The sequence below is a fragment of the Geobacillus uzenensis genome (assembly GCF_002217665.1).
GTDB lineage: Bacteria > Bacillota > Bacilli > Bacillales > Anoxybacillaceae > Geobacillus > Geobacillus subterraneus.
The window spans coordinates 85,809-105,961 of the sequence record NZ_NEWL01000010.1; the positions used below are offsets into that span (position 1 = coordinate 85,809).

Annotated in this window: 22 protein-coding genes and 1 pseudogene; 22 read left to right on the top strand and 1 reads right to left on the bottom strand. The window is 52.1% G+C overall.

Annotated elements, in window-relative coordinates; all coding sequences use genetic code 11:
• Positions 1–8: 8 nt before the first annotated feature.
• The 10 genes from rnpA to B9L21_RS15925 all read left to right on the top strand — a co-directional run bounded on the left by rnpA (position 9) and on the right by B9L21_RS15925 (position 9,680).
• Positions 9–374 (top strand): ribonuclease P protein component, encoded by a 366-nt coding sequence (rnpA, locus tag B9L21_RS15880; protein WP_063167437.1) that lies wholly within the window; start codon positions 9–11, stop codon positions 372–374.
• Positions 375–447: 73 nt separating this feature from the next.
• A complete protein-coding gene (gene spoIIIJ, locus B9L21_RS15885; protein ID WP_063857352.1) occupies positions 448–1,212 on the top strand; it encodes a YidC family membrane integrase SpoIIIJ in 765 nt (254 codons plus the stop codon).
• Positions 1,209–1,868, top strand: a complete 660-nt coding sequence (gene jag, locus B9L21_RS15890; RefSeq protein WP_063167087.1) for an RNA-binding cell elongation regulator Jag/EloR — start codon at positions 1,209–1,211, stop codon at positions 1,866–1,868. The genes spoIIIJ and jag overlap by 4 nt, the downstream gene beginning before the upstream one ends.
• Before the next feature lie 282 nt (positions 1,869–2,150).
• Positions 2,151–3,539, top strand: coding sequence for a tRNA uridine-5-carboxymethylaminomethyl(34) synthesis GTPase MnmE (gene mnmE, locus B9L21_RS15895; RefSeq protein ID WP_063167088.1), 1,389 nt, complete (start codon positions 2,151–2,153; stop codon positions 3,537–3,539).
• Positions 3,540–3,555: 16 nt separating this feature from the next.
• Positions 3,556–5,445 carry a tRNA uridine-5-carboxymethylaminomethyl(34) synthesis enzyme MnmG gene (mnmG, locus tag B9L21_RS15900; protein ID WP_063167089.1) on the top strand — a complete coding sequence of 630 codons (1,890 nt, stop codon included), beginning with the start codon at positions 3,556–3,558 and terminating at the stop codon, positions 5,443–5,445.
• Positions 5,446–5,467: 22 nt separating this feature from the next.
• A complete protein-coding gene (gene rsmG / locus B9L21_RS15905) occupies positions 5,468–6,184 on the top strand; it encodes a 16S rRNA (guanine(527)-N(7))-methyltransferase RsmG (RefSeq protein ID WP_063167438.1) in 717 nt (238 codons plus the stop codon).
• Between the two features lie 157 nt (positions 6,185–6,341).
• Positions 6,342–7,187 (top strand): nucleoid occlusion protein, encoded by an 846-nt coding sequence (gene noc / locus B9L21_RS15910; RefSeq protein ID WP_063167090.1) that lies wholly within the window; start codon positions 6,342–6,344, stop codon positions 7,185–7,187.
• 124 nt (positions 7,188–7,311) lie between these two features.
• Entirely contained in the window at positions 7,312–8,073 is a 762-nt protein-coding gene (locus B9L21_RS15915; RefSeq protein ID WP_063167091.1) for a ParA family protein, read from the top strand.
• Positions 8,066–8,926, top strand: coding sequence for a ParB/RepB/Spo0J family partition protein (locus tag B9L21_RS15920; RefSeq protein ID WP_063167092.1), 861 nt, complete (start codon positions 8,066–8,068; stop codon positions 8,924–8,926). Before B9L21_RS15915 ends, B9L21_RS15920 begins: the two co-directional genes overlap by 8 nt.
• A 52-nt stretch (positions 8,927–8,978) precedes the next feature.
• The gene (locus tag B9L21_RS15925) at positions 8,979–9,680 is read left to right on the top strand and encodes a DUF554 domain-containing protein (protein ID WP_063167093.1); all 702 of its coding nucleotides are present in this window, start codon (positions 8,979–8,981) and stop codon (positions 9,678–9,680) included.
• Positions 9,681–9,759: 79 nt separating this feature from the next.
• Here the strand turns inward: B9L21_RS15925 and yyaC are convergent, their stop codons facing one another.
• Positions 9,760–10,383: a spore protease YyaC gene (gene yyaC, locus B9L21_RS15930; protein ID WP_063167094.1), complete on the bottom strand. Its 624-nt coding sequence runs from the start codon at positions 10,381–10,383 to the stop codon at positions 9,760–9,762.
• Positions 10,384–10,562: 179 nt separating this feature from the next.
• On the opposite strand from yyaC, the gene B9L21_RS15935 reads away from it, so the two are divergent.
• The 12 genes and pseudogenes from B9L21_RS15935 (at position 10,563) to dnaB (ending at position 20,050) form a co-directional block, all read left to right on the top strand.
• Positions 10,563–11,459 (top strand): mechanosensitive ion channel family protein, encoded by an 897-nt coding sequence (locus B9L21_RS15935; protein WP_063167095.1) that lies wholly within the window; start codon positions 10,563–10,565, stop codon positions 11,457–11,459.
• A 15-nt stretch (positions 11,460–11,474) separates the two neighbouring features.
• Positions 11,475–11,672 carry a DUF951 domain-containing protein gene (locus B9L21_RS15940; RefSeq protein ID WP_063167096.1) on the top strand — a complete coding sequence of 66 codons (198 nt, stop codon included), beginning with the start codon at positions 11,475–11,477 and terminating at the stop codon, positions 11,670–11,672.
• A 73-nt stretch (positions 11,673–11,745) separates the two neighbouring features.
• A complete protein-coding gene (locus B9L21_RS15945; protein WP_063167097.1) occupies positions 11,746–11,958 on the top strand; it encodes a hypothetical protein in 213 nt (70 codons plus the stop codon).
• Positions 11,915–12,358, top strand: a pseudogene (locus B9L21_RS15950) (molybdopterin dinucleotide binding domain-containing protein); the annotation flags it as partial. The gene B9L21_RS15945 and the pseudogene B9L21_RS15950, both read left to right, overlap by 44 nt.
• A 97-nt stretch (positions 12,359–12,455) precedes the next feature.
• Complete coding sequence (gene ychF, locus B9L21_RS15955) at positions 12,456–13,556, top strand: redox-regulated ATPase YchF (RefSeq protein WP_063167099.1); 1,101 nt, start codon at positions 12,456–12,458, stop codon at positions 13,554–13,556.
• 224 nt (positions 13,557–13,780) lie between these two features.
• The gene (gene rpsF / locus B9L21_RS15960; RefSeq protein ID WP_063167100.1) at positions 13,781–14,068 is read left to right on the top strand and encodes a 30S ribosomal protein S6; all 288 of its coding nucleotides are present in this window, start codon (positions 13,781–13,783) and stop codon (positions 14,066–14,068) included.
• A gap of 29 nt (positions 14,069–14,097) precedes the next feature.
• A complete protein-coding gene (ssb, locus tag B9L21_RS15965) occupies positions 14,098–14,592 on the top strand; it encodes a single-stranded DNA-binding protein (protein ID WP_063167101.1) in 495 nt (164 codons plus the stop codon).
• Positions 14,593–14,873: 281 nt separating this feature from the next.
• Positions 14,874–15,110: a 30S ribosomal protein S18 gene (gene rpsR / locus B9L21_RS15970; protein ID WP_008880812.1), complete on the top strand. Its 237-nt coding sequence runs from the start codon at positions 14,874–14,876 to the stop codon at positions 15,108–15,110.
• Positions 15,111–15,195: 85 nt separating this feature from the next.
• On the top strand, positions 15,196–16,122 hold the full coding sequence (locus B9L21_RS15975; protein WP_063167102.1) for a YybS family protein: 927 nt from the start codon (positions 15,196–15,198) through the stop codon (positions 16,120–16,122).
• A 46-nt stretch (positions 16,123–16,168) separates the two neighbouring features.
• Complete coding sequence (locus B9L21_RS15980) at positions 16,169–18,145, top strand: DHH family phosphoesterase (protein ID WP_063167103.1); 1,977 nt, start codon at positions 16,169–16,171, stop codon at positions 18,143–18,145.
• A complete protein-coding gene (rplI, locus tag B9L21_RS15985) occupies positions 18,142–18,591 on the top strand; it encodes a 50S ribosomal protein L9 (RefSeq protein WP_063167104.1) in 450 nt (149 codons plus the stop codon). The genes B9L21_RS15980 and rplI overlap by 4 nt, the downstream gene beginning before the upstream one ends.
• A 94-nt stretch (positions 18,592–18,685) precedes the next feature.
• Positions 18,686–20,050, top strand: coding sequence for a replicative DNA helicase (dnaB, locus tag B9L21_RS15990; RefSeq protein ID WP_063167105.1), 1,365 nt, complete (start codon positions 18,686–18,688; stop codon positions 20,048–20,050).
• Positions 20,051–20,153: the final 103 nt, after the last annotated feature.

The following is a 20,153-nucleotide window of genomic DNA, read 5'->3' on the forward strand; positions in this document are numbered from 1 at the left end:
TCGGGAAAATGAAAAAAAAGTATCGGATCAAAAAAAACGAGGAATTCCAAGAAGTGTTTCAACGGGGCGTTTCGACGGCCAATCGGCAGTTTGTCGTGTATACGCTTGACCGCCCGGAGCAGCCTTACTTTCGCATCGGGCTTTCGGTCAGCAAAAAGCTTGGCAAGGCCGTTGTCAGAAACCAAATTAAACGATACATCCGCCAATGTTTTCTCGAGTTAAAGGAACAAGTCGTTCCTGGCAAGGACTATGTCATTATCGCGAGACAGCCTGCGGCTGAAATGGGCTATGCCGAAGTAAAAAAGAGTTTGGTCCATGTGCTGCGGAAAGCCGGGGGGTTGAAAAAGGGAGGCCGAACGTCGGATTCGGCTTGAAAAAATGCTCCACGCGGCAAAAAAAGGTGGTAAAATACATACATGAACTTGTACATGTGGGAGGAAAAAGAAGGTGAAAAGGCGAATTACATTCATTGTATTGCTCAGTGCATTGGCTGCCATGTTGTCTGGATGCACGGAGATTAATGAACCGATCACCCGAGAAAGCAAGGGGTTTTGGAACGAGTATATCGTTTATCCGCTTTCTTGGCTTATTAAATACGTCGCCGAGATGCTTGGCGGAAGCTACGGGCTGTCGATCATTGTCGTTACCATTCTCATCCGCCTGCTCATCTTGCCGCTGATGATTCAACAGACGCGCAATGCGAAGGCGATGCAAGCGCTTCAGCCTGAAATCGAGGCGTTGCGCAAAAAATACAGTTCTAAAGACGCGCAAACCCAACAAAAGCTCCAGCAAGAGATGATGTTATTGTTCCAAAAGCATGGCGTCAACCCGATGGCCGGCTGCTTTCCGATTTTAATTCAAATGCCGATTTTAATCGGTTTTTACCATGCCATTATGCGCACAAGGGAAATCGCCCAGCATAACTTTTTATGGTTTGACCTTGGCGAAAAGGACCCGTACTATATTTTGCCGGTGATCGCTGGAGTGACGATGTTTATCCAGCAAAAAATAATGATGGCCGGCTCGGCTCAGCAAAATCCACAAATGGCGATGCTGCTTTGGATGATGCCAATTATGATCGTCATTTTTGCGATCAACTTCCCGGCCGCCTTGTCGCTTTACTGGGTTGTCGGAAATATTTTCTCCATCGTGCAAACATATCTCATTAAAGGGCCGACTGTTTCTGCCCATCCAGGAGGAGCGAAAAAGTGAAGGAAGTTACCGCGACTGCCGCAACGGTCGAAGAAGCGGTGCAGCTGGCGCTCACACAGCTCGGTGCACCTCGGGAGCGCGCGGACATCGTCGTGATCGATGAAGGGAAAAAAGGCTGGTTCGGCCTGTTTGGCGGCCGGCCGGCGGTTGTGAAAGCGGTGCTGAAAATCGATCCGGTTGAGGAGACAGTGCGTTTTTTGCAACAAGTTATCGTGCAAATGGGGGCGGAAGGGGCAAACGTCGAGGCCGTCCGCCGCGGCAAACAAGTAACGCTCCGCGTTCAAGGGGGGCCGATCGGTTTGCTGATTGGCAAACACGGACAAACGTTAAACGCGCTTCAGTTTTTGGCGCAGCTCGTCGCCAACCGCCATGCCGATGAATACGTGTCGATCACCGTCGATGTAGAAAATTACCGCGAACGAAGAGAACAGGCGCTTGTCGAATTGGCACACAAGCTGGCAGCCCGGGTGGTCAAGACAGGGAAAGAAGTCAAGCTTGAGCCGATGCCGGCGCATGAGCGAAAAATCATTCATGCGGCACTGGCCGGCCATAAACATGTCTCCACCTACTCGATCGGAGCTGATCCGCACCGTTCGATCGTCGTTTCGCCCGCCGTAGGCAAAAAACAACCGTCAAGGAAAGAGGCACCTCTCTAAACCACATAGAGGAGGCCTCTCTTTTTTTGTTTTGGCTTCCGTTTTTCTAAGCGGCGAGATGCCGATATGTTTATGTCTAACGCAACATAGACCCGGTGTAAACAACTGCGCGTTCCGGTTTGCGGCGGGCCCTATTCATTTTTAGACAATCAGGAGAAGTGTGCCATATTGTTATTCACATGTGGATAAGTTAAAATTGAACTAAGCAAAAATTCACAAGGTGAATACGGCGAAAAAGCTGTGGATATAGATGGAACGGAGAAAAAGCGAGGTGAACAAGCCATGACAGAATTTGATACGATTGCCGCCATTTCAACGCCGATGGGGGAAGGGGCGATCGCCATCGTTCGCCTGAGCGGGGACGAGGCGATAGAAATCGCCGATCGGCTTTTCCGCAGCCCGACCGGAAAGCGGCTGAAAGATGCGCCGTCACACACGATTCATTACGGGCATATTGTTGACCCGAAAAGCGGACGAACCGTCGAGGAAGTCATGGTATCGGTCATGCGGGCGCCGAAAACATTTACGCGCGAAGATGTAGTAGAAATTAATTGCCATGGCGGATTCGTTTCCGTGAATCGGTTGTTGCAGCTTGTGCTCGCGAACGGGGCGCGTCTCGCTGAGCCGGGGGAGTTTACGAAGCGGGCGTTTTTGAACGGGCGCATCGACTTATCCCAAGCTGAAGCAGTCATCGACTTGATTCGCGCCAAAACGGATCGCGCGATGAACGTCGCCTTGCAGCAAATGGAAGGGCGGTTGTCGACATTAATCCGCGAATTGCGGCAGACCATTTTAGAAACGTTGGCGCACGTTGAAGTCAACATCGACTATCCAGAATACGATGATGTCGAGGAGATGACGCCGCGTCTGTTGAAGGAGAAGGCAGAATACGTGCGCGGACAAATTGAAAAGCTGCTGTCGACCGCCGCCCAAGGGAAAATTTTGCGCGAAGGCTTGGCGACGGTCATTATCGGACGGCCGAACGTCGGCAAGTCATCACTGTTAAATGCGCTCGCTCACGAAAACCGGGCGATCGTCACCGATATCCCGGGAACGACGCGCGATGTCATCGAAGAGTATGTCAACGTCCGCGGCGTGCCGCTCCGCTTGATCGACACCGCCGGCATCCGCGAAACAGAAGATGTTGTTGAGCGGATTGGCGTTGAGCGCTCGCAGCAAATGTTGAAGCGGGCTGATTTAATTTTGCTCGTTTTGAACTACCATGAACCGCTGACCGAAGAGGATGAGCGGCTGTTTGCGATGACAGAGGGAATGGATGTCATCGTAATCGTCAATAAAACGGATTTGCCCGAAAATATTGATATGGAACGGGTCAAAGAGCTTGCGGCCGGCCGGCCGATTGTGGCAACATCACTATTGCGCGAACAAGGGATTGATGAACTCGAAAAGGCAATCGCCGATTTATTTTTTGGCGGTGAACTAGAAGCCGGCGACTTGACTTATGTCTCGAACTCCCGCCATATCGCGTTGCTCGAGCAAGCGAAAAAGGCGATCGATGATGCGCTTTCCGGCATTGACGCCGGCATGCCGGTCGACCTCGTTCAAATCGATTTGCGCCGGGCGTGGGAGCTGCTTGGCGAAATCGTTGGCGATACATTGCACGAAAGTTTGATTGATCAGCTGTTTGCCCAATTTTGTTTAGGAAAATAAGCAAGGAGGAAACGAAATGGAGTATCACGGAGGATCGTATGACGTCATCGTCATCGGCGCCGGCCACGCCGGCTGTGAGGCGGCTTTGGCGGCGGCGCGCATCGGGGCGAAAACGCTCGTCATTACGCTTAACCTCGACATGATTGCGTTTATGCCGTGCAACCCGTCGATTGGCGGACCGGCGAAAGGGATCGTCGTGCGTGAAATCGACGCTCTCGGCGGGGAAATGGGGAAAAACATTGATAAAACATACATTCAAATTCGGATGCTTAACACCGGCAAAGGTCCGGCCGTCCGCGCGCTGCGGGCACAGGCTGACAAAGTGCTGTACCAGCGGGAAATGAAAAAGACGCTCGAAAATGAGGAAAATTTGACGCTGCTGCAAGGGAAAGTTGAGCGGCTCATCGTCGAAGACGGCGTCTGCAAAGGCGTCATTACACAAACAGGGGCCCATTATTACGCCAAAGCGGTCGTCATTACGACCGGGACGTTTCTGCGGGGGGAAATTATTATCGGCGATATTAAATATTCAAGCGGGCCGAACAACCAGCAGCCGTCAATCAAGTTGTCCGAGCATTTAGAAGAGCTTGGGTTCGAGCTCGTCCGTTTCAAAACAGGCACGCCGCCGCGCGTCAACAGCCGGACGATCGACTACAGCAAAACAGAAATTCAGCCGGGAGACGAAGAGCCGCGGGCGTTTTCATACGAGACGACAACATACATCACCGACCAGCTGCCGTGCTGGCTGACGTATACGACAGAGGAAACGCACCGCATCATTGATGAAAATTTGCATTTGTCGCCGATGTACTCCGGCATGATTAAAGGAACCGGACCGCGCTATTGCCCATCGATCGAAGATAAAGTCGTCCGGTTCCACGACAAGCCTCGTCACCAGATTTTCCTCGAGCCGGAAGGGCGGGAAACGGAAGAAGTCTACGTGCAAGGGCTGTCGACAAGTTTGCCGGAACATATCCAACGCAAACTGCTTGAGACGATCCCAGGGCTCGAGAAAGCGCAGCTCATGCGGGCCGGCTATGCGATCGAGTACGATGCGATCGTGCCGACACAGCTTTGGCCGACGTTGGAAACAAAGCTGGTGAAAAACTTGTACACCGCCGGGCAAATTAACGGCACATCCGGCTACGAAGAAGCGGCGGGTCAAGGGATTATGGCCGGCATTAACGCCGCCCACCGCGCGCTCGGCCGCGAGGAAATCATTTTAAGCCGTTCGGACGCTTATATTGGCGTCTTGATCGACGATTTGGTGACCAAAGGGACAAACGAGCCGTACCGCCTGCTGACATCGCGCGCCGAATATCGGCTGTTGCTCCGCCACGACAACGCCGATTTGCGCTTGACCGAGCTCGGGTATCGGATCGGCCTGATTTCCGAAGAGAGATACCGAGCATTTTTGGCAAAAAAAGAGGCGATCGAACGGGAGAAAAAACGGCTGCAAACGGTCATCATTAAACCGACGCCAGAGGTGCAAGAAGTGATCCGCCAGGCGGGCGGAAGCGAGTTGAAAGACGGCATCCGCGCCGCTGATCTGCTAAGGCGTCCGGAAATGACGTACGAACATATCCAAAAACTCGCTCCGGCTGACGAAGACATCGCTCCAGAAGTCGCCGAGCAAGTTGAAATTCAAATCAAATATGAAGGCTATATCCAAAAATCGCTGCAAGAAGTCGAACGGCTCAAAAAAATGGAAAACAAAAAAATCCCGGAAGATATCGACTACGACGCCATCCAAGGACTGGCGACCGAAGCGCGGCAAAAACTGAAACAAGTGCGTCCGCTCTCGATTGCCCAAGCATCGCGCATTTCCGGCGTCAATCCGGCCGATATTTCGATATTATTAGTGTATTTGGAACAAGGAAGAATCGCGCGTGTGTCGAATGAATAAACATGAGGGAAAGGATTGGCTTATGGAGGCGACACAATTTCAAGCCTTGCTTGAAGAGAGGGGAATTTCCCTCTCTTCCCAGGCGCTTGCGCAGTTTGAGCGCTATTATGAATTGCTCGTCGAATGGAACGAGAAGATGAATTTGACCGCCATTACGGACAAGCCCGGCGTGTATGTGAAACATTTTTTTGATTCCGTTTCTCCGGCCTTTTATTACGACTTTTCCGAGCCGTTCTCGCTTTGCGACGTTGGCGCTGGGGCAGGATTCCCAAGCATTCCGCTGAAAATTTGTTTTCCGCACTTGCGCGTTTCGATCGTTGACTCGCTGCAAAAACGCATCCGCTTTCTGCAGCATCTTGCCGAAGAACTGGGGCTTACGGATATCGCCTTTTATCACGATCGCGCGGAGACGTTTGCCCGCGAAAAGGGGATGCGTGAATCGTTCGACGTCGTTACGGCCAGGGCGGTGGCGCGCATGCCGGTGCTTGCTGAACTTTGCCTTCCGCTTGTGAAAGTCGGCGGTACATTCATCGCGATGAAAGCTGCTTCGGCACCTGAAGAGTTGAAAGAAGGGAAAAAAGCGATCGCCGTGCTCGGCGGGGAAGTGGCGGCGGCGAAAACGTTCACGTTGCCGTTTGAGGAGGGCGAACGGACGGTTATTTTCGTCCATAAAACGAAAAAGACGCCGTCCCAATACCCGCGCAAACCGGGGACGCCAAACAAACAACCGATTCAGTAACGTTTTGCGGGCGCGGTGGGAGAGGCAGAGGGAAAAGGGGCTGTGCGGCTCCCGCCCTGCGTCCCGTGCTGAGGAAAACGAAGATGGCCATAAGCAGCGGCGCCTGCCGGGCGAAACAGAGAACTTGGCCAAGTATGTCCAAAGGTGGTGTAGGGGGATGAAGCATCCGTTTTCACGCTTGTTCAGCTTTGGAGAAAAAGAGCAAGAAGAGGCGGGGGAAAAGCAAGAGAGGGAGGAAGTTCGCCACATTCCGGTTGCCAGCATTATCCCGAACCGTTTTCAGCCGCGCACGGTGTTTGATGAAGAGAAAATTGCCGAGCTGGCGTTGACAATTCGGACGCACGGCATCATTCAACCGATCGTCGTCCGCGAATGCGGAAACGGACAATTTGAAATCATCGCCGGCGAGCGAAGATGGAGGGCGGTGCAAAAGCTTGGCTGGACGGAAATCCCCGCTATTATTAAAAACTTAAACGATAAAGAAACCGCCTCCGTCGCCCTCATTGAAAACTTGCAGCGTGAGGAACTGACGCCAATCGAAGAGGCGATGGCGTATGCGAGATTGATCGAGCTCCATGATTTAACGCAAGAAGCGCTCGCCCAGCGCCTCGGCAAAGGGCAGTCGACCATCGCCAACAAGCTGCGCCTGCTCAAGCTTCCGCAAGAAGTGCAGGAGGCGCTCCTGCAGCGGATGATCACTGAACGCCATGCGCGCGCGCTGATCGTGTTGAAAGATAAAGAGAAACAGCTGAAACTGCTGCAAGAAATCATCGATAAACAATTAAACGTCAAACAGACGGAAGACCGGGTGCTAAAGATGCTCGAGGCAGGCGAACGAAAGCCGAAGCCGAAGCGAAAGGCGTTCAGCCGCGATATGCGCATCGCCGTCAATACGATCCGCCAATCGCTTTCCATGGTGGAAAATAGCGGGGTGTCGGTCCATTCCGAAGAAGAAGAGTTTGACGATTATTATCAAATTACAATCCGCATCGCCAAAAAATAACGAAGTTACCTTTTGCCTCATCAAGCGCGGCTGATGGGGTTTTTTCTTTCAGAAAACAAAGTCATTTTTCTTCTTTTCATGATAAAATAGAATTTATGAGTAAGAGGTAGAGGTAGGTGGCACCGTGGGCAAAGTCATTGCTATTGCGAACCAGAAAGGCGGAGTCGGAAAAACGACGACAGCCGTCAACTTGTCGGCTTGTTTGGCGCATCTCGGAAAAAAAGTGCTGCTTGTTGACGCTGATCCGCAAGGAAATGCAACGAGCGGAATCGGCATTGAAAAGGGCGATGTTGACGAATGCATTTACAACGTCATTATTGGCGATATGAAAGCAAAAGATGTCATCCGCCCGACGAACATTGAAAACTTATACGTGATTCCGGCGACGATTCAGCTTGCAGGTGCAGAAATTGAGCTCGTTTCGGTCATCTCCCGCGAAATCCGGCTCAAAAACGCGCTCGAGCCGCTCAAAGCGGTCTATGATTTTATCATTATTGACTGTCCTCCTTCGCTAGGGCTGCTGACGTTAAACGCGTTGACGGCGGCGGATGCTGTCTTGATTCCTGTCCAGTGCGAATATTATGCGCTTGAAGGGCTCAGCCAGCTGCTGAATACGATCCGACTCGTGCAGCGGCACCTCAATTACGATTTGCGCCTTGAAGGCGTCTTGTTGACCATGCTCGATGCACGGACGAATTTAGGTTTGCAAGTGATTCAGGAAGTCAAAAAGTACTTCCGCGAAAAGGTGTACGAAACGATCATCCCGAGAAACGTGCGGCTGAGTGAGGCGCCAAGCCACGGCAAGCCGATTATTTTGTACGATGTCAAATCGCGGGGAGCGGAAGTGTATTTGGAACTGGCGAAGGAGGTGCTTGAACGTGGCTAAAGGTCTCGGCAAAGGCATCAATGCGCTGTTTAACAATCTCGCGCTCAACGGGAAAGAGGAAACGGTGTTCGAAGTAAGCATTTCTGATCTCCATCCGAACCCATATCAGCCGCGGAAAACGTTTCAGCCCGAGGCGATTGAGGAGCTGAAACAATCCATTTTGCAGCACGGCATCCTGCAACCGCTCATCGTCCGCCGTTCGCCGAAGGGGTTTGAAATCGTCGTTGGCGAGCGCCGCTACCGGGCGGCGAAGGAGGCGAATTTGCCGTCGGTTCCCGTTGTCGTGCGTGAGTTAACGGACGAGCAAATGATGGAGTTTGCCCTGTTGGAAAATTTGCAGCGTGAGGATTTAAATCCGATCGAGGAAGCGATGGCGTATAAAATGCTGATGGACAGGCTGCACTTGACTCAAGAGGAAATCGCCAGCCGCGTCGGGAAGAGCCGCCCGCACATTGCCAACCATTTGCGCCTATTGTCGCTTCCTCCGGAAGTACAAAAGCTGCTCGTTGACGGCAAGCTGTCGATGGGACACGGTCGAGCGCTCTTAGGGCTAAAGCAAAAAGGAAAAATGAAGTTCATCGTCGAGCGAACGGTTCGCGACGGGCTGAACGTCCGTCAGCTCGAAAAACTGGTCCAGCAAATGAACGAAAATGTTTCACGTGAAACATCGAAACGGAAACCGCCGGAAAAAAGCGTGTTTCTCCGGGAAAGTGAGTCGCTGTTGCGCGAAAAATTCGGCACGAACGTTACGATTAAACAGACGAAGAAAAAAGGGAAAATCGAAATCGAATTTTTTTCCCCGGAAGACTTAGAGAGAATATTGGAACTGCTCGACGTGCAGTTCGATGAGTAGAGCGGCCCCTTAATAAAGGCCGATCTATTTTTGCTAGAGGGGATTGAACAGCATGGTATTGCTAGGAACGATTGTCAACGGGATAAGCATTGTTGTCGGGGCTTTGATCGGGATATGGTTTCACCGAATTCCCGAACGGGTAAAAGAGACGGTAATGGGAGGCATCGGGCTGGCGGTAGCGCTTCTTGGCATTCAGATGGGAATGAAAAGCGAGCAGTTTCTCGTCGTCATTTTCAGTCTCGTTTTCGGCGGCATTCTCGGGGAGATTTGGAACTGGGAAGAAAAGCTGAACCGGCTCGGCCAATGGCTCGAGAAAAAAGTTGGCGGCAACGGGGAAGGAAGCATTGCGAAAGGGTTTGTCAGCGCGACGTTGTTATTTGTCATCGGTGCGATGGCGATTGTCGGGGCGCTCGACAGCGGGTTGCGCGGCGATCATAGCGTCTTGTATACGAAATCGATTTTGGACGGCTTTGCGAGCGTCATTTTGACGACGACGCTTGGCATCGGCGTCATGTTCTCTGCGCTGCCCGTGGTCATATACGAAGGCGGCATCGCTTTATTGGCGACGCAAATCGAGCGGTTTGTGCCAAAGGAAGTGTTAGATTCGTTCATCGCTGAATCGACAGCGACCGGGGGAATTTTAATTATAGCCATCGGACTGAACATGCTCGGTTTGACGAACATTCGTGTGGCCAATTTGCTTCCGAGCATTCTTGTAACGGCGGCAGCTGTTTTCCTTCTTTCGCTCGCTTAGCCGTTGCGGCTGCCTCCTTTCAGGCGAGGAGAAAAGAAATCCCCTTCTTGAATAGCCTGTCAAGAGGGGGATGGGCCGCCTACCATAATGAATGGCGGTCTTTTGGAAGCGGATGGGCGGCGAGCCGCTCCTTTCGGATGAGATGCCGCTCCGCCTCATAAATGCCGTTGGCGATCGTTTTGGCCATATTCATGACGAGATGAAGGCGCGTATTTTGCAGGACGAAAAATTCCATAAATCCGCTCACATTCACTACTCCGGTAATATGGGCGTCGCCGACGGGAAGAAGCTGCTTATTCACCCCGGCTCCGGGGCGAACCGGCCCTTTGGCGACGGTGATGGCGCCGACGCTTTTCAGCCGCCCGAGGCAAGCATCGACCGCGATCATAAACGGATCGCGATGAATGAGCTGAATGGCTCCTACTTTTTCTTCTAGGTTGACGGCGTGGATCGGTTCCTCAAGCGTTCCGTATACGTGAAAGCGGGTCAATGGCTTCTCTTTCAGCATCGTGCCGACAAGCGGTCCGAGTGAATCGCCGGTCGAACGATCTGTGCCGATGCAGACGATGGCGACCGGCTGGACGAGCGGATCCGGAAGCAGCGAGGCGATCCGCCAGGCGATCGAGGACGCCGCCCCTTGTTCATCGTAAAAAACGCGATCTCTTTCCTCTTTGGAAGAGAAAAATATCGACGGTATGCTCATTCGCTTCACTCCTACTTTCGATTCAAAAGTATTAACAGTATACGGAAAATGAAAGAATGATATACATGTTGACGTTTGTTTTTCTTTTTCGTCCGGTGCATGACTACAAATCAACGGTCTGTCTTGTTAAAATAAAAAGCGCAGACTGAAAAAAGGTAGAGGTGTCGCCAGCGTTGAGTATGATTGAAAGAACAGTTAGTCGGTTGTTTGAGTTTTTGACGGATGAGGAGCTGTGGATTCGGATCGGAACAGGGGCGCTCAAGATTGTGCTTATCCTACTCATATGCGCCATAGCGGTGAAAGTGTTGAAAATGGCCGTCCATAATGCGTTTAAAGTGCGCCAAAGGGCGCCGATCCGCATTTCGGAACGCCGGGAGATGACGTTAGCGCGGCTGCTCGACAACGTCATTACGTACGTACTATATTTTATTGCGCTATTGATGATTTTAGATACGTTTGGTGTTCCCGTTAAAGCGCTGCTGGCCGGGGCTGGGGTCGTCGGTTTGGCCGTTGGCTTCGGGGCGCAAAGCTTAGTGAAAGACATCATCACCGGGTTTTTCATCATTTTTGAAGATCAGTTTGCGGTCGGCGATTATGTTCGCATCGGTAATTTTGAAGGGTACGTAGAAGAGATCGGGCTGCGGGTGACGAAAATCAAAAGTTGGACTGGAGAAGTGCACATTTTGCCAAATGGCAGCATCACGCAAGTGACGAACTATTCGCTTCACAACAGCTTGGCAGTTGTGGACGTCAGCATCGCCTACGAAGAGGATATTGAAGCGGCGGAGCAGGCGATTCGCGAGCTCCTGCCGCAGCTGCCGGCAAAATATGAAGATATGGTCGCGCCGCCGGAACTGCTCGGCGTGCAAAATGTGACCGGTCCGGAAGTCGTGCTTCGCATTACGTGTGAAACGAAACCGATGCGCCATATCGGTGTAGGAAGGGCCATTCGCAAAGAGGTGAAGATGCTTTTAGACGAGCGGGGGATCGAGATTGCGTATCCACGACTCGTGCTGCACCGCCGCGATGGAGAGGAACAGTCGGCGGCGAAGCCGCAAAGAGAACAATCGTTGTAACATGGGGGTGAGCGGATGGAGGAGAAAGAATTTGGTTTATACGATATCGTCGAAATGAAAAAACCGCATCCGTGCGGGACGAACCGCTGGAAGGTGATCCGTTTAGGCGCCGATATCCGCATTAAATGTGAAGGGTGCGCCCATAGCGTTCTTTTGCCGCGCAAAGAGTTTATCCGCAAAATGAAAAAAGTGCTGGTCAAGCATGGGGAATAAAGAAAGTGAGCCACCACAGCATGGGCAGTTGTCCCATGCTCTTTTGTTTAAGAAGAGGGGAAGAGGGGAAACAATGGAAACAACACATGTGACGTCGTGCCCGCTCAATTGCTGGGACGTATGCGGGCTGAAAGTGACGGTGAAGGACGGAAACGTTGTGCGCATTGACGGCGATGAACAACACCCGATCACGAAAGGGAACATTTGCGGGCGCGGGCGGATGTTGAAAGAGCGGGTGAATACAAAAAGGGAAAGATGGCCGGCTGACCATCATGTATCCGGCTGAATCAAAAGAGTCAAATCCGTCATTGGCCGCAAAATATCCGTACCGGCTGTTGACGATCCACCCGCTCCGGTCGAACCATTCGCAGCACTATCCGCTCATTCCGGCGCTGCAGACGGTGCGCATCGAAGTCGCGGCCGATGTGGCTGCCGACAAAGGGCTCACTGATGGCGACAAAGCGCGCGTCTACAACGACCGCAGCTCGCTCATCGGCACAGTCAAAGTGCTAGATGGCGCCTATCCGGGAACAATCAATATTCACGAAGGACAATGGGGGGCGTTTGGCGGGCCGGTTAACGTGCTTACGTCGGATTTGGAGTCGGACAACGGCTGCGGCAGCGCGCTTTATGACTGTTTGGTCAACATTGAAAAAACCGTGCCGGAAGCAAAGCAAACGGTTTAAAACCGCTTTTTTGTGATGGGCCGGCGGTACGCTTGTCATTTTTCGCGCCAGCCCATATAATGAGGGAAGATGTGAACGGGAAAGAGGAGTGGAACGAATGGGATTGACAGCAGGAATCGTCGGCTTGCCGAACGTCGGCAAATCGACGTTGTTTAACGCGATTACAAAGGCAGGAGCTGAATCAGCCAACTATCCGTTTTGCACGATCGAACCGAACGTCGGTGTCGTCGAAGTGCCTGATGAGCGGTTGACCGTATTGACGGAAATGTTCCAGCCGAAGCGGACCGTGCCGACCGTCTTTGAATTTACCGATATTGCCGGCATCGTCAAAGGCGCGAGCAAAGGGGAAGGACTCGGCAACAAGTTTTTGTCGCACATCCGTCAAGTGGACGCGATTTGCCAAGTCGTCCGCTGTTTTAACGATGAAAACATTACCCATGTTGCCGGCAAAGTCGATCCGCTCGCCGATATTGAAACGATCAATTTGGAACTTATTTTTGCCGATTTAGAGACAGTTGACAAACGAATCGAGCGGGTCGGCAAAATCGCCAAGCAAAAAGATAAAGAGGCCGCGTTTGAACACGACATTTTGCTGCGGTTGAAAGAGACGCTTGAAGCTGGCAGGCCGGCGCGCACGATCGAATTTGCCGCTGAAGAAATGAAGGTTGTCAAACAGCTGCACTTGCTGACGACAAAGCCGATGCTTTACGTCGCCAATGTCGGGGAAGAGGATGTTGTGGATCCAAACAGCAACCCGTTCGTCGTTGCCGTGCGTGAGTTTGCGAAGAACGACAACGCCGAGGTCATCGTTGTCTGCGCTAAAATTGAAGAGGAAATTGCGGAATTCAGCGACGAAGAAAAACAACAGTTTTTGCAAGAGCTCGGCATTGAGCAGTCTGGACTTGACCAGCTCATCCGCGCCGCTTACAGCTTGCTCGGGCTGGCGACGTTTTTCACCGCCGGCGAGCAGGAAGTGCGGGCATGGACATTCCGAAAAGGAATGAAAGCGCCGCAGTGCGCCGGCATTATTCATTCCGACTTTGAGCGTGGATTCATTCGCGCTGAAACCGTTTCGTACGCCGACTTAGTTGCCGCCGGATCGATGGCTGCGGCGCGCGAAGCCGGCAAGGTGCGCCTCGAAGGAAAAGACTACGAAGTGCAAGACGGCGATATTATGCACTTCCGGTTTAACGTGTAACATAACGGTATGTCCGGGGAAAAGATAACATTTGCCGAAGCAACCATTCTCCCGTTCGTGCGCTGTTTTCAGCAGTGGTGCTGGAAGATGTTTGCGCGGACAGAATGCGAGACACTCCCTTGCTTATCGCTGTTAGTCATGGTATAATCAACGAATGTGAGTAATGGTTATTGCTCCTTGCCCTTCAGCGGAAGGGCCGTTTAGACCAAAAGGAGGTGACGAGCGTGAGAAAATACGAAATTATGTACATCATCCGCCCGAACATGGACGATGAAGCGAGACAAGCTGTCATCGAACGGTTCAACAACGTGTTGAAAGAAAACGGCGCGGAGATTACGAATGTGACGGATTGGGGCAAGCGCCGCTTAGCCTATGAAATTGAAAAATACCGCGACGGTTATTACATGATTCTCAACGTCATGGCAGAACCGCAAGCCGTGCAAGAATTCGACCGCTTAGCGCGCATTAGCGAAGATATCATCCGTCATATCGTCCTGAAAGAAGAAGAATAATTTTTTGGACATGTTAAGAGGTGGTTCTGATGATTAACCGTGTCATCTTAGTCGGCAGGTTAACGAAAGATCCGGAGTTGCGCTACACTCCAAGCGGAGTGGCTGTTGCCACGTTTACGCTCGCGGTCAACCGCCCGTTCACGAACCAGCAGGGCGAGCGGGAAGCCGATTTTATCCAATGCGTCGTTTGGCGTCGCCAGGCGGAAAACGTCGCCAACTTCTTGAAAAAAGGAAGCTTGGCCGGGGTGGACGGCCGGCTGCAAACCCGCAGCTATGAAAACCAAGAAGGCCGGCGCGTGTATGTGACGGAAGTGGTGGCTGATAACGTCCAATTTCTTGAGCCAAAAGGAAGCAACGAGCAACGAGGGGCAGCAGCGGGCGGCTACTATGGGGATCCATTCCCATTCGGACAAGATCAGAACCACCGATATCCGAATGAAAAAGGGTTTGGCCGCATCGATGAAGATCCTTTCGCCAATGACGGCCAGCCGATCGATATTTCTGACGATGATTTGCCGTTTTAACGTCATTTTCGAAACAAGTCTCCTGCTTCAAGGAATGTGCAGGCCGATCGCCTAATGAGCAGGCGGAAGACGGATGCCGGCTGACAATCGCCGACGAATCGGACCGTTGATGGTTCGAACGGACACCGTCGGAACGAAGGGAAGCGGAAAGGATTTCTTGTGTGTGGCGTACTGTTCGGCGAACACGCACAAGTCGCTTGAAGACCCTGCCTCTAAGCGAAGCGTAGGTGGTGGGGAGTTCACTTGATAACAAAACAGAGGCAGAAGGGAGGAAATTGGTAATGGCAGGACGGAAAGGCGGACGCGGCAAACGCCGTAAAGTATGTTATTTCACGGCGAATAACATCACGCATATCGACTACAAAGACGTCGATTTGCTGAAAAAATTCATTTCCGAACGCGGCAAAATTTTACCGCGCCGCGTGACGGGAACGAGCGCGAAATATCAGCGCAAATTAACGGTCGCGATCAAACGCGCGCGCCAAATGGCACTCTTGCCGTACGTTGCGGACGAGTGAGCCGAAAAAAAGCAGTAAGGGGGACCTTACTGCTTTTTTCTATTTATGTTATGCTGGTTAAACTAGTTAGAAAGGGGAACGTTCATTGCGAAAGACGCATGCTCTCACCGAAGCAGCGATTGAACTTGCACTGTTTGCCGTTTTGTTTTTGCTCGCGTTATATGTGCCATTCATTGGTTTCGTCGCTGCCTTGTTTTTAGCGCTTCCGTTTATGGTGTTTACCATGCGCCACGGACTCGCTCCCGCCTGGCTGCTGCTTGCGGCAGCGCTTGTCGTTTCCGGCCTAGTCGGCTCGCTTTTGTCGCTGCCGATGGCGCTCATGTTCGGAACCGTTGGCATAGCGGTCGGTGCGATGCTGGCGAAAAAGAAAAACCGTTATCTTATTTTGCTCGTTGGCGCGCTCGTATTTTTAGCCAACATTGTGCTTGACTACATCATCTCGATTCAGTTTCTGCAAGTGGATATGATTCAAGATACGCTCGCGCTAGTGCGCGAATCGTTTGATACGGCCATGCGCGTGATGGAAGGAATGGGCCAAGCGCCACCAGCGGAGATGAAAAAACAGTTTGAGCAAGCCATTGTCTTGATCGGCTACATGATTCCGACTTTGTTTGTCGTCGCTTCGTTTGCGCTGGCGTACGTGACGATCATCGTCTCGCTGCCTGTCATGAAACGGCTGAAGCTCCCGGTCGGCACGTGGCCGCCGTTTCGTGAGCTCTCCTTGCCCAAAAGCGTATTATGGATCTACGTCCTTGTGCTCGTTCTTTCCCTACTCCCGCTTGAAGAGGGGACATTTCCGTACATTGCCGTCTTGAACGTCTCTTATGTGTTGCAGCTGGCCATGATTGTCCAAGGGTTTTCGTTTTTGTACTACGCCGCTCACAAAAAAGGCGTAGGGAAAGGCGTTGTTGTGACGGGGACGGTTATTTGCTTATTCCTGCCTTTTCTACTTTATCTTGTGGCGATATTCGGTATAATTGATTTAGGATTTGATTTGCGCCGCCGCATATAATAATTGGATAAGGTGAGCCATTTCTTCAGTGTAGGAGCTGACTTGAATGTTCCATTTTTATGAAAGGAAAGCGTACCGCTATCCGTCCTATGCGTTAGCCGCTCTGGCGGTGCTCATGGCTGTTGGCTTGTTTTATTTTCAATGGTTGCTTGGGCTCGTCGGTCTTCTCGGCGTCGGGTTTTTGCTTTACTACGTTATTTGGTCGCAACGCTCTTTACACAAGGAGCTCGAACAATATATTTCCAACCTGTCGCACCGAGTAAAAAAAGTCGGCGAGGAAGCGCTGATGCGGATGCCGATCGGCATTATGCTCATCGATGAGGAAGGCGAAATCGAATGGTCGAACCGATTTTTAGCGGCTTACTTTAACGAACAGACGTTAGTGGGCCGCCCGCTCGCTGAACTTTCCGAGCCGTTGGCTGCCTTTGTCAAAAAAGGCAAAACGGACGAAAAAATCATTGAACTGAATGGAAAACAGCTGAAAGTGATCGTCCGCCGCTCTGAACGGCTCCTTTACTTTTTCGATGTCACCGAACATATGGAGATGAGACGGCGGTATGAGGCGGAGCGGCTAGTATTGGCGATCATCTTTCTCGACAATTACGATGAGATTACCCAAGGGATGGATGACCAGGCGAAAAGCCAAATGAACAGCCTAGTCACGTCTATATTAAATCGTTGGGCAAATGATTACGGCATCTTTTTAAAACGAACGTCATCCGACCGATTTATTGCCGTATTAAACGAGCATATACTGACCCAATTGGAAAAAAGCAAGTTTTCGATTTTGGATGAAGTGCGCGAGCAGACGGCAAAACAGCAGGTTCAGCTCACATTAAGCATCGGCATCGGCGCCGGCGTGTCCTCGCTTCCAGAACTTGGGACGCTCGCCCAGTCGAGCTTAGACCTAGCGTTAGGGCGCGGCGGCGACCAAGTGGCGATTAAGCAAGGAAACGGAAAAGTCAAGTTTTACGGGGGCAAAACGAACCCGATGGAAAAACGGACGCGCGTCCGTGCCCGCGTCATTTCCCACGCGCTTCGCGAACTGATCGCCGAGAGCGATAAAGTGCTCATCATGGGGCACAAATATCCGGATATGGACGCGCTCGGCGCCGCCATTGGCATTTTAAAAGTCGTTCAATCGAACCAAAAGGAAGGATTTCTTGTCATTGATGCTGCGAAAACGGATGCTGGGGTGCAGCGGCTGCTTGAGGAAATGAAAAAACAGGCTGAGTTATGGGCAAGGTGCGTGAAGCCGGAACAGGCGCTTGAGCTCGTGACGGAAGATACGCTCCTGATCGTCGTTGATACACATCGGCCGTCGCTTGTCATTGAAGAGCGGCTGTTGTACCGCACCGACCATGTCGTTGTCATCGACCACCATCGCCGCGGCGAAGAATTTATCGAGGCGCCGATTCTCGTCTATATGGAGCCGTACGCCTCGTCGACGTCTGAGCTCGTTACGGAGTTGTTGGAGTATCAGCCGAAACGGGTGAAACTGTCGATGCTTGAAGCGACAGCGCTGCTCGCCGGCATTGTCGTCGATACGAAAAGCTTCACGCTCCGCACCGGTTCACGGACGTTCGATGCGGCGTCGTATTTGCGCGCCCAAGGGGCGGATACGGTGCTTGTGCAAAAGCTGCTGCGGGAAAGCGTAGCCAATTACGTCAAACGGGCGAAGCTGATTGAGCGGGCAGCGATCGACGAGCATGGCATCGCCATCGCCAAGGGGGGCGAGAACGAGGTGCACGATCAAGTGTTGATCGCGCAAACCGCCGATACGCTTCTGACGCTGAGCGGCGTCGCCGCCTCTTTCGTCATTTCCAAGCGGGCAGATGGGACGGTCGGCATCAGCGCCCGCTCGCTCGGCGATGTCAATGTGCAAGTGATTATGGAGCGGCTTGGCGGAGGCGGGCACTTAACGAATGCCGCCGCTCAGCTTTCCGGGGTGACGGTCGGAGAGGCAGAGCGGCAGCTGCGTGAAGCCATTCTTGATTATTTTGAGGGGGGTAAGCCAGCATGAAAGTCATCTTTTTAAAAGATGTAAAAGGGAAAGGAAAAAAAGGGGAAATCAAAAACGTCGCCGACGGTTATGCGAACAACTTTTTGTTTAAACAAGGGCTGGCCATTGAAGCGACGCCGGCGAATGTAAAAGCGCTTGAAGCGCAAAAACAAAAGGAACAGCGTCAAGCGGCAGAAGAGCTGGCGAATGCCAAAAAGTTAAAAGAGCAGCTTGAAAAGCTGACGGTGGAAATTGCGGCGAAGGCAGGCGAGGGAGGCCGTTTGTTCGGCTCGATCACGAGCAAGCAAATCGCCGAAGCGCTGCAAGCGCAGCACGGCCTGAAGCTCGACAAGCGGAAAATAGAGCTTGCCGATGCCATTCGTGCGCTCGGATATACAAACGTGCCGGTGAAGCTTCATCCGGAAGTGACAGCAACGTTAAAAGTGCACGTGACGGAACAAAAATAACGGTGACGGTTCACTCCCGGATGCGAAGATGCCCCCGCCCGCTGCGGCGGGGCTTCCTTGCTTATCGGCGAATAGGGGAAAAGGTGGTGAAACGATGAGCGAACTTTTTTCTGAACGAATTCCTCCGCAGAGCATTGAAGCCGAGCAGGCTGTGCTTGGCGCCGTGTTTTTAGATCCCACTGCGTTAACGCTCGCTTCGGAAATGTTGATTCCGGAAGATTTTTACCGCGCGGCCCATCAAAAAATTTTCCACGCCATGCTTCGCGTCGCCGACAAAGGCGAGCCGGTCGATTTAGTTACAGTGACGGCGGAACTTGCCGCTTCCGAACAGCTTGAAGAAATCGGCGGCGTCTCATACTTAAGCGAGCTCGCCGACGCCGTGCCGACAGCGGCCAACGTTGAATATTACGCCCGCATCGTGGAAGAAAAATCGGTGCTTCGCCGCCTCATCCGCACGGCGACATCGATCGCTCAAGATGGCTATACAAGAGAAGACGAGATCGACCTTCTCCTTGATGAAGCAGAACGAAAAATTATGGAGGTTTCCCAGCGAAAACATTCGGGCGCCTTTAAAAATATTAAAGACATTCTCGTTCAAACGTACGACAACATTGAGATGCTTCACAACCGGAGCGGGGAAATTACCGGCATCCCGACCGGGTTTACTGAGCTTGACCGGATGACATCCGGCTTTCAGCGGAGCGATTTGATCATCGTCGCCGCCCGGCCATCGGTCGGGAAAACGGCGTTCGCCTTAAACATCGCGCAAAACGTGGCGACGAAAACAAACGAAAATGTCGCCATTTTCAGTTTAGAAATGAGCGCTCAACAGCTTGTGATGCGGATGCTTTGCGCGGAGGGCAACATCAATGCGCAAAACTTGCGCACCGGCAAACTGACGCCGGAAGATTGGGGCAAGCTGACGATGGCGATGGGAAGCTTATCGAACGCTGGCATTTACATTGACGATACGCCGAGCATCCGCGTCAGTGATATTCGCGCCAAATGCCGCCGGCTGAAACAAGAAAGCGGCCTTGGCATGATTGTCATTGACTATTTGCAGCTCATCCAAGGAAGCGGCCGCAGCAAAGAAAACCGCCAGCAGGAAGTGTCGGAAATTTCCCGTTCGTTAAAGGCGCTCGCCCGCGAGCTTGAGGTGCCAGTCATCGCCTTGTCACAGCTGTCGCGCAGCGTCGAGCAGCGCCAAGACAAGCGGCCGATGATGTCCGACATTCGCGAATCCGGAAGCATTGAGCAAGATGCGGATATCGTCGCCTTTTTATACCGCGACGATTACTATAACAAAGATTCCGAGAACAAAAACATTATCGAGATCATCATCGCTAAACAGCGCAACGGTCCGGTTGGAACCGTGCAGCTCGCTTTTATCAAGGAGTATAATAAATTTGTCAACTTAGAGCGCCGCTTCGATGAGGCGCACATTCCGCCGGGAGCATAAAACAGCGCGGTGCCGACGGCGGGCGCATCTTTTCATTGTCTCGGTAAATAAACGAATAAAAGGACTTATAATCGTTTTTAATGTTCGTGTTTCATTGACTTTA

Coding starts and splice junctions, on each gene's coding strand:
- rnpA (WP_063167437.1), top strand. CDS start 9: ATGAAAAAAAAGTATCGGATCAAAAAAAACGAGGAATTCCAAGAAGTG.
- mnmE (WP_063167088.1), top strand. CDS start 2,151: ATGACAGAATTTGATACGATTGCCGCCATTTCAACGCCGATGGGGGAA.
- mnmG (WP_063167089.1), top strand. CDS start 3,556: ATGGAGTATCACGGAGGATCGTATGACGTCATCGTCATCGGCGCCGGC.
- rsmG (WP_063167438.1), top strand. CDS start 5,468: ATGGAGGCGACACAATTTCAAGCCTTGCTTGAAGAGAGGGGAATTTCC.
- noc (WP_063167090.1), top strand. CDS start 6,342: ATGAAGCATCCGTTTTCACGCTTGTTCAGCTTTGGAGAAAAAGAGCAA.
- B9L21_RS15925 (WP_063167093.1), top strand. CDS start 8,979: ATGGTATTGCTAGGAACGATTGTCAACGGGATAAGCATTGTTGTCGGG.
- yyaC (WP_063167094.1), bottom strand. CDS start 10,383: ATGAGCATACCGTCGATATTTTTCTCTTCCAAAGAGGAAAGAGATCGC.
- B9L21_RS15935 (WP_063167095.1), top strand. CDS start 10,563: ATGATTGAAAGAACAGTTAGTCGGTTGTTTGAGTTTTTGACGGATGAG.
- B9L21_RS15940 (WP_063167096.1), top strand. CDS start 11,475: ATGGAGGAGAAAGAATTTGGTTTATACGATATCGTCGAAATGAAAAAA.
- B9L21_RS15945 (WP_063167097.1), top strand. CDS start 11,746: ATGGAAACAACACATGTGACGTCGTGCCCGCTCAATTGCTGGGACGTA.
- ychF (WP_063167099.1), top strand. CDS start 12,456: ATGGGATTGACAGCAGGAATCGTCGGCTTGCCGAACGTCGGCAAATCG.
- ssb (WP_063167101.1), top strand. CDS start 14,098: ATGATTAACCGTGTCATCTTAGTCGGCAGGTTAACGAAAGATCCGGAG.
- rpsR (WP_008880812.1), top strand. CDS start 14,874: ATGGCAGGACGGAAAGGCGGACGCGGCAAACGCCGTAAAGTATGTTAT.
- B9L21_RS15980 (WP_063167103.1), top strand. CDS start 16,169: ATGTTCCATTTTTATGAAAGGAAAGCGTACCGCTATCCGTCCTATGCG.
- rplI (WP_063167104.1), top strand. CDS start 18,142: ATGAAAGTCATCTTTTTAAAAGATGTAAAAGGGAAAGGAAAAAAAGGG.
- dnaB (WP_063167105.1), top strand. CDS start 18,686: ATGAGCGAACTTTTTTCTGAACGAATTCCTCCGCAGAGCATTGAAGCC.